This window comes from Cryobacterium sp. CAN_C2, assembly GCF_015751745.1.
Classification (GTDB): domain Bacteria; phylum Actinomycetota; class Actinomycetes; order Actinomycetales; family Microbacteriaceae; genus Cryobacterium.
Window position 1 is genome coordinate 326,599 of the sequence record NZ_JADOUX010000001.1, and the last position, 7,013, is coordinate 333,611.

General features: G+C 66.0%; 5 protein-coding genes, 1 tRNA gene and 3 pseudogenes. 7 read left to right on the top strand and 2 right to left on the bottom strand.

The genetic code is table 11. The features are described 5' to 3' along the window. Positions 1–35 precede the first annotated feature (35 nt). Entirely contained in the window at positions 36–1,484 is a 1,449-nt protein-coding gene (locus IWX77_RS01555) for an amidase (protein WP_196842735.1), read from the top strand. A gap of 53 nt (positions 1,485–1,537) precedes the next feature. Here the strand turns inward: IWX77_RS01555 and IWX77_RS01560 are convergent, their stop codons facing one another. Next, a complete protein-coding gene (locus IWX77_RS01560; protein WP_196842736.1) occupies positions 1,538–2,311 on the bottom strand; it encodes an SDR family NAD(P)-dependent oxidoreductase in 774 nt (257 codons plus the stop codon). 20 nt (positions 2,312–2,331) lie between these two features. Continuing rightward, positions 2,332–3,668 (bottom strand): annotated as a pseudogene (locus IWX77_RS01565) (aldehyde dehydrogenase family protein). A gap of 251 nt (positions 3,669–3,919) precedes the next feature. Between IWX77_RS01565 and IWX77_RS16905 the strand changes: the two are divergent. The 6 genes and pseudogenes from IWX77_RS16905 to IWX77_RS17390 all read left to right on the top strand — a co-directional run bounded on the left by IWX77_RS16905 (position 3,920) and on the right by IWX77_RS17390 (position 6,791). After that, entirely contained in the window at positions 3,920–4,438 is a 519-nt protein-coding gene (locus IWX77_RS16905; RefSeq protein ID WP_327012044.1) for an isocitrate/isopropylmalate family dehydrogenase, read from the top strand. After that, a pseudogene (locus tag IWX77_RS16910) lies at positions 4,431–5,059 on the top strand (isocitrate/isopropylmalate family dehydrogenase). Before IWX77_RS16905 ends, IWX77_RS16910 begins: the two are co-directional and overlap by 8 nt. A 63-nt stretch (positions 5,060–5,122) precedes the next feature. Then, positions 5,123–5,195 (top strand) — tRNA-Arg (locus IWX77_RS01575). 171 nt (positions 5,196–5,366) lie between these two features. Beyond that, on the top strand, positions 5,367–5,603 hold the full coding sequence (locus IWX77_RS01580) for a helix-turn-helix domain-containing protein (RefSeq protein WP_196842737.1): 237 nt from the start codon (positions 5,367–5,369) through the stop codon (positions 5,601–5,603). Positions 5,604–6,217: 614 nt separating this feature from the next. Next, positions 6,218–6,514: pseudogene (locus IWX77_RS17385) on the top strand (tyrosine-type recombinase/integrase); the annotation flags it as partial. Between the two features lie 70 nt (positions 6,515–6,584). Continuing rightward, positions 6,585–6,791, top strand: a complete 207-nt coding sequence (locus IWX77_RS17390) for a hypothetical protein (RefSeq protein WP_442784415.1) — start codon at positions 6,585–6,587, stop codon at positions 6,789–6,791. Positions 6,792–7,013 lie beyond the last annotated feature (222 nt).

Below are 7,013 nucleotides of genomic sequence, written 5' to 3' on the forward strand. Positions count from 1 at the left end.
CGCCCCACCGCACCCGACCCATTGGACTTGCCGCCATGACCGAGACCGTGCCCATCGAATACCTGCCGGCGACGGAGCTCGTTGCACGCTACGCCAGTGGTGACCTCTCCCCGGTGGATGTAACGGCCGCGGTCCTCGACAAGGCCGAGCAACTGCAGCCCGAGCTGAACTGTTTCTGGGGCCTCGACCGGATTGGAGCGCTCGAAGCGGCCGCAGCCAGCGAACGCCGCTGGACCGCCGGAACTCCGCTTGGGACGATCGACGGCGTGCCGACCAGCATCAAGGAAAACGTGGCTGTTCGTGGCTTCGGCCAACCCTCCGGCACCGCCGCCAAATTCGACGCGCCCGTCGCGCCCACCGACGGGCCGAGCGCTGCCCGCATTCGGGAGGCTGGCGGCGTCATCTTCGGTGTCACGGTCATGCCGGACTATGGCATGCTCTCCTCCGGCGTGTCGAGCCTGCACGGAATCACCCGCAGCCCGTGGAACCCGGCGTGGACGGTCGGCGGGTCGAGCGCCGGGGCGGGCGCTGCTGCCGCCGCCGGAATCGGCCCGCTGCACATCGGCTCCGACATCGGTGGGTCCCTGCGGCTGCCGGCCACCTGGCTCGGGCTCGTTACGCTCAAACCGAGTTTCGGCCGCATCGCCGTCGACCCGCCCTACATGGGCCGAGTGGCCGGGCCACTCACCAGAACAGTGGATGACGCGGCCCTGCTCATGGGTGTGCTCACCCGGCCAGATCTGCGCGACTACACCAGCCTGGGAGAGCAGAACCTGGACTGGACCGACGTGCACTACGCCGGAGCCGGTGTGGTCGGACTGCGCGTGGGGTTTCATCTGGCCGGCGGCGCCGGGATGGTGACCGATCCGGAGATCGCGGCATCCGTTCTGCAGGCGGTGCAACTCTTCGAGGCGGCCGGCGCGATCGTCGAAGAGATCGCTCCATTGATGACGGAGAAATACCTGGCCGATCTCGATCTGTTTCTGCGGGTGCGCTCCCTCGCCGACTATGAGCAGCTCGAACCGGCCCGGCAGGCGATGGTGCTCGACTTCATTCGGGACTGGGTACTGGCCGGTTCAGGGGTGTCGGGTACCGAGGTGGTGCGCTGCTATCAGAGCATCCAGGACCTCCGCGCGAGGACCGTCGCGGTCACCGCACCCTACGACCTGGTCCTCTCACCCGTATCGCCGGTCGCCGCGTTTCCGGCGGAATGGCCGATGCCGACCAATGACGCGGCCACCTCGCTCGATCACATCGCGTTCACCGCGCCGTACAACTTCTCTGAGCAGCCGGCCAGCTCGGTGAACTGTGGGTTCACCGCCGACGGGCGCCCTATCGGGCTGCACATCGCCGGGCGCCGCTTCGAGGATCTGGCGGTACTGCGGGCCACGCACTGGTACGAGCAGACGCGGCCGGCGGCGGCCGAACCGGTCTGGCCCTTTCACCGGTGCACGAGCCGGCCCACTGACCGCACGACGCCCTGACGGGCTCGACTGGCACCAGACCGAATCGGCTGAGGCACCAACCGACTCGTGCGCTAGGTGTTTGGCGGGTTGAAGCGGCCGTCGACGGCTGTCCAGCCGCCGTCGACGGTGAGCACCGATCCGGTGACGAACCGCGACGCGTCCGAGGCGAGGTAGACCACGGCACCGGCCAGTTCGCTCGGTGTCGACCAGCGGCCCAGTGCACTCTTGGCTGCGTAGGCGTTGTACCACTCGGGGTCGTTCTTGATCTGGGCCGTCAGCGGGGTTTCCACCACGCCGGGGGAGATCGCGTTCACCCGAACCCCGGCCGGCCCGTTTTCGGCGGCGGCCGTGCGCAGCAACTGCACCAGACCGGCCTTGGTCGCGGCGTAGACCCCCTGGCCGGGTTCGACCGTGACCGCGCGAATCGAGGCGAAGCCGATGATGCTGCCGCCGCCGTTGGCCGTCATGGTTGGCGCAAAGGCCTGAATGAGCACGAAGGCCGCCCGCAGGTTGAGGTTCACGACGCGATCGAACTCGTCGAGGGTGTAGTCCGCGATGCGCTTGCTCACGTTAGTGGCGGCGGTGAAGACGAGGGCGGCCAAATCATCGAGGTCGCGGGCGGCGGCCCGCACGGCTTCCGGGTCGAGTACGTCGAGCTGCAGCGAGCTGGCTCCGGCGCCGAGCTGAGCGGCGGTGGCTGCAGCGCTGTTCGCGTCTCGGTCGGCGCAGATGACCGTGGCGCCGTGGGCGTGTAGGGCGAGGGCGCTCTCCCGGCCGATGCCGCTGCCGGCGCCGATCACGAGTACACGGCGACTTGAAAACTGGAACAGTTGGGTATAGTCCACGATGTTTCTTTCTCTGCCAGCTACGGGCGGGTCATAGCCATGCGGGTCACGGTGAACTCTTCGATGGCGAACCGGGGCCCTTCCCGGCCCTTGCCGGAGTGCTTGACGCCGCCGTAGGGCATGATGTCGGAGCGAAAACCGGGAATCTCGTTGACCACGACGCCGCCGACATCCAGCTCGTTGATGGAGCGAAACGCTCGTTGCAGGGAACCCGAGAAGATTGCGGCCTGCAGGCCGTAGCGCGATCGATTGACCAGCTCGATCGCCGAAGCCAGGTCTAAGACGCGCTGCAACACGACAACCGGTCCAAAGATTTCCTCGCACCAGACCAGGGCGTCGTGTGGAACATCCGTCAGCACGGTCGGGGCGATGCTGCGGTCGACCAGATGGCCGCCGGTGAGAACTCGGGCCCCGCTGGCCGGGCGGCGGTGATCCACGCCAGGATGCGCGCCGTCGACGCCTCAGTGATGAGAGGGGCCACCCGGGTGCTGTCGTGGCGGGGATCACCGACCAGCACCTCGGGGAGGCGAGCGAGCAGCATGTGTTCGAATTCGTCGGCAATCGCATCGTGCACCAGAATGCGCTGAACCGAGATACAGGCCTGGCCGTTGGCATAGAAAGCGCCGCGAATCACCGCGTCGACGGCCGATTCAACGTCGGCGTCGCTTCCGACGATCAGGGCGGTATTGGCGCCGAGTTCGAGCACCACCTTGCGCGGTGCCGCGTCGCGGGCAATCTGGTGTCCGACGGCTGCGGAACCGGTGAAGGAGACCACGGCCACGCGCGGATCGCGCACCAGGGCCTCGCCGACCGCGTTGTCTCCCGTGACGAGCTGAACGGTATAGGGCGACACTCCGTGTTCGCGCAGCACCTCGCGAATCAGGTCGACCGCCCACAGCGTTGTGAGTGGAGTGTTCGGTGCTGGCTTGATGATGATCGGGCACCCCGCCGCAAGAGCGGGGGCGAGCTTGTGGCTGGCCAGCAGTAGGGGGTAGTTGAAGCCGGTGATGCCGACGACGATTCCGGCTGGCCGCCGCGTCCAATACCCGATCATTCCCACGCCGGATTACTGCAGGTCGAGCGGAACGGTTTCGCCGTGCTGGTGGGCGACTTCCTCAGCGCTCGCCGACCAGGTCGTGAGGGCGCGGGCGACTTCGGTGCGGCAGTCGACGAGCGGCTTGCCAGTCTCCAGCACCAGCAGCTGTTCGAATTGGGCGGTTCGCTCGAAGAGGGCATCGTGGATGCCGACGAGCAGGGTACGGCGGATGCCCGTGCTCAGCCCGGCGAGGTCCGCGCGTACCGAGGCGGCCGCATCCACTGCGAGTATGGCGTGCGCCACCGAGCCGACCGGGGACATCGCAACGGGGAGCCGTCGAAGGGAAACAGTATCTCCTGCTGCTCCGAGCAGTCCAGCCAGCGCTCGCCGACGGGAAGCCCGGCCGGGTAAGGAATCGGGAACGCAACCACGGTGACCGCTTTCTGTCCTGGGCACTGAATGAAATACTCTTGTTTTTACTGGTCTGACCAGTATCCTATCTAGAATCTCGAGTGGCGATCGTGAGGTCAATGACCTGCCGCGACGCTCATCCGACCACCAGGGAGAGCGCCATGACGAGTACCGTGAGAGTCCACCGGCTGGCCGTGATCCGCGGCGACGGAATCGGTCCCGAAGTGATCGATGCCCCCATCGAGGTGCTGGCTGCGGCGGAGTCGGCGTTCGGCTTCAGCACCGAACTCCCCGAGATTTCGGCCGGTGCCCAGCACTACCTGGCCACCGGCGAACTCTGGACGCCCGCACTGCAGGAACGGCTCCGCTGCCACGACGCGATTCTGTTCGGCGCCATAGGCGACCCCGCCGTTGCACCGGGCATTCTGGAACGCGGCTTCATCCTGGAGATGCGACGCACCGTTCACCAGGCCGTGAACCTGCGACCGGTCAAGCTGTATCCCGGCGTGGCGACGCCCACTGCCGGACTCTCCCCGGAACGTTGCGACCTCGTGATTGTTCGGGATAACACCGAGTGTTCGTACCTGGGGGGGTGGATCGACGGTGCACGCCGGCACGCCGCACGCTGTGACCGTGCAGGAATCGGTCACTACCCGCACGGGCGTGGAGCGGGTGGTTGAATTCGCGTTTCGACTGGCCGAGCGTCGGGGCGGCACACTGACCCTGTGCCACGAAAAGAACATCCTGGTCGAGGCCGGCACGCTCTGGCAGTCCACGGTCGGCGAGTTGAGCGCTCGCTTTTCCGCAGTTCCCGTGGACGACGTGCACGTTGACGCCATGTGCTTCGACCTGCCGACGACGCCGGAGCGCTTAAACGTGGTCGTGTCCGACAACCTGTTCGGTGACATCATCACCGATCTGGGCGCCTTGATTCAGGGGGGCTGGGCGTTGCCGCGAGTGTAAACCTGAATCTCGACGGCTCCGGACCGAGCATGTTCGAAGCAATTCACGGCTCCGCGCCCGACATTGCTGGGCGCGGCTGGGCCAACCCGATCGGGGCAGTACTATCCACGGCCATGTGCCTCGCCCACCTGGGTGACGGCGCCGCTGCCCGGGCGGTCGAGGCTGCTGCCGTGCACCTGCTGGCCCAGTTACCGTCGACCGCCGGACCGGCCATGGGATTCCCGACCCAGCAACTGGGCCGGGAAATCGCAGGTTTGGTAAAAAACGGCGCGACAGTGCCCGCCGTTCCCGGTCATTCCATCATGGACGACCTCGCCGACCTGAGCTCTGGGCGCTGACGGCCGGTCAGCCGATCGGCTGGTGGGAGTTCAACGCAGGGGTTGGTAACCTTGAGCGGTAACGCCCCCGTAGCTCAGTGGATAGAGCACCGGCCTTCTAATCCGATTGTCGTAGGTTCGATTCCTACCGGGGGCACAGAAAAAATTGTCTGACCAGGGTTTCTTGTCCTCACCGAAGGGGCAAGACTTGATTCACTCAACGTTTATTCAACGCTTATTCCGCGGCGCCCGCCCCGTGTGGGCGCTCGGAGAGAAGGTACGCGACCCAGTTCGATTCACCTGGTGTGACCTTGGGCACCTACGGGTTATGGATGCTACAAGTCTCTCGGGGCTCGGTTTGGAGCCCGTACTCACGACGAGCGAGCTCGCCAAGTATCTCGGCGTGCACGTGCAGGCGATCTACGACCTGCGTACCGATGGCCGCGGCCCATCCGGCATTCGAGTCGGACGGGAGATCCGCTACCGCGTCTCCGATGTTCTTCGGTGGCTGGACGGTCTTCACGAGCCCGTACCGTCCATGGGCGGCCGCGGGGGCGAGCGCTGATGGCCGGCCGGCCACGACTGCCCATCAATACGTTCGGCGCGATAAAGACGACCGAGGTCGGTGCAGGGCGTTTCCGGGCGATGGCTCGTTTCCGCGACTGGGACGGTCAGTCGAGGCAAGTCACCGCGACCGGCTCGAGTCGCAACGCGGCGGACACCGCGCTCAAGGTCGAGCTGGCCGCGCGTATGCGCGTCGGTAACGTCGGTGACTCAGTGAACGCGGGCTCGCCGTTCAGAATGCTGGCCGAGGCCTGGCTGGAGGACCTGATGCTCGACGTCGACCGCGCGAACGGTACAAAAACCGTCTACGAGTACGAGCTGCGCGGGCTCGTGCTTCCCTTTTTCGAGCACTTCACGGTTCGCGAGGTGACCGTCGGCCGCATTGAGCTTTTCCTGAAGGTGCAGCGCGCGATCTCGTACACACGAGCCAAGCACTCCCGCACGATCCTCAGCATGGTGCTGGGGTTTGCGGTGCGGCGGGGAATCATCGCGCGCAATCCCGTGAAGGAAACCTCGCGGATGAAGAAGCCCCAGCACACCCCGAAAGCGCTCACGCCGGATCAGGTAGCAGCAATCCGCCTCGCGGCCCGCGACTGGCGCACAGCGGAGGGCAGGATGGGGCCCAAACCCGACGGGCAGGTGCGGGACCTGATCGAGGTGATGCTCGGCACGGCGACGCGCATCGGCGAGGCGCTTGCGCTTCGAAAGTGCGACATAGATATGACCGCCGACCCGCCTTGGGTGCACATCCGCGGCACGCTCGTCGTGCAAGGTGGCGCCGGCGTGCTTCGTCAGGCGCATCCCAAAACGCATGAGTCGAACAGGGTCGTCGCCGTGCCGCAATTCGCGGCAGAGGTGATACGACGACGTCTAGCACTGATCGAGGCGGAGGACGGAGAACATCTGCTGTTCTTCACGCGGAACGGCAAGCCACTCGCGCCGCACAACGTCCGGCGCACATTCCGCCAGATTCTCCGGAACGCTGGCCTCGAAGGCAGGGGGATCACCCCCCCACGCCTTCCGCCGAACGGGGGCGACGCTGCTCGCCAACGAACTGGGTTTGCAGGCTGCGGCCGATGTACTCGGACACACGTCGACGTCGACGACAAAGGCGCACTACGCGGAGCCTGACCGCGCCGTAAAATCCGAGCCGGCGACGGTGCTGCAGTGGCTGGCTCCGCCTTCGTAAAGAATCCCTTGATCCTCTAAACGCCAACGTCGAACGTTTTGACATCCGGGAGATCGAAGCGACTCTCTTGTGGTGGGAGCCTGGCTGCGTTCACACGAAATCGGCGTGAATTCCTGGGCGGTCACAAGGGAACGCTCACCGGCACAGCAAGCTCGCGCGATCAGCCGGCTGCGTCGGCTTCGCCCTTCGGCACCAATGGCCAAGCGGACCACTCTCCGGCCG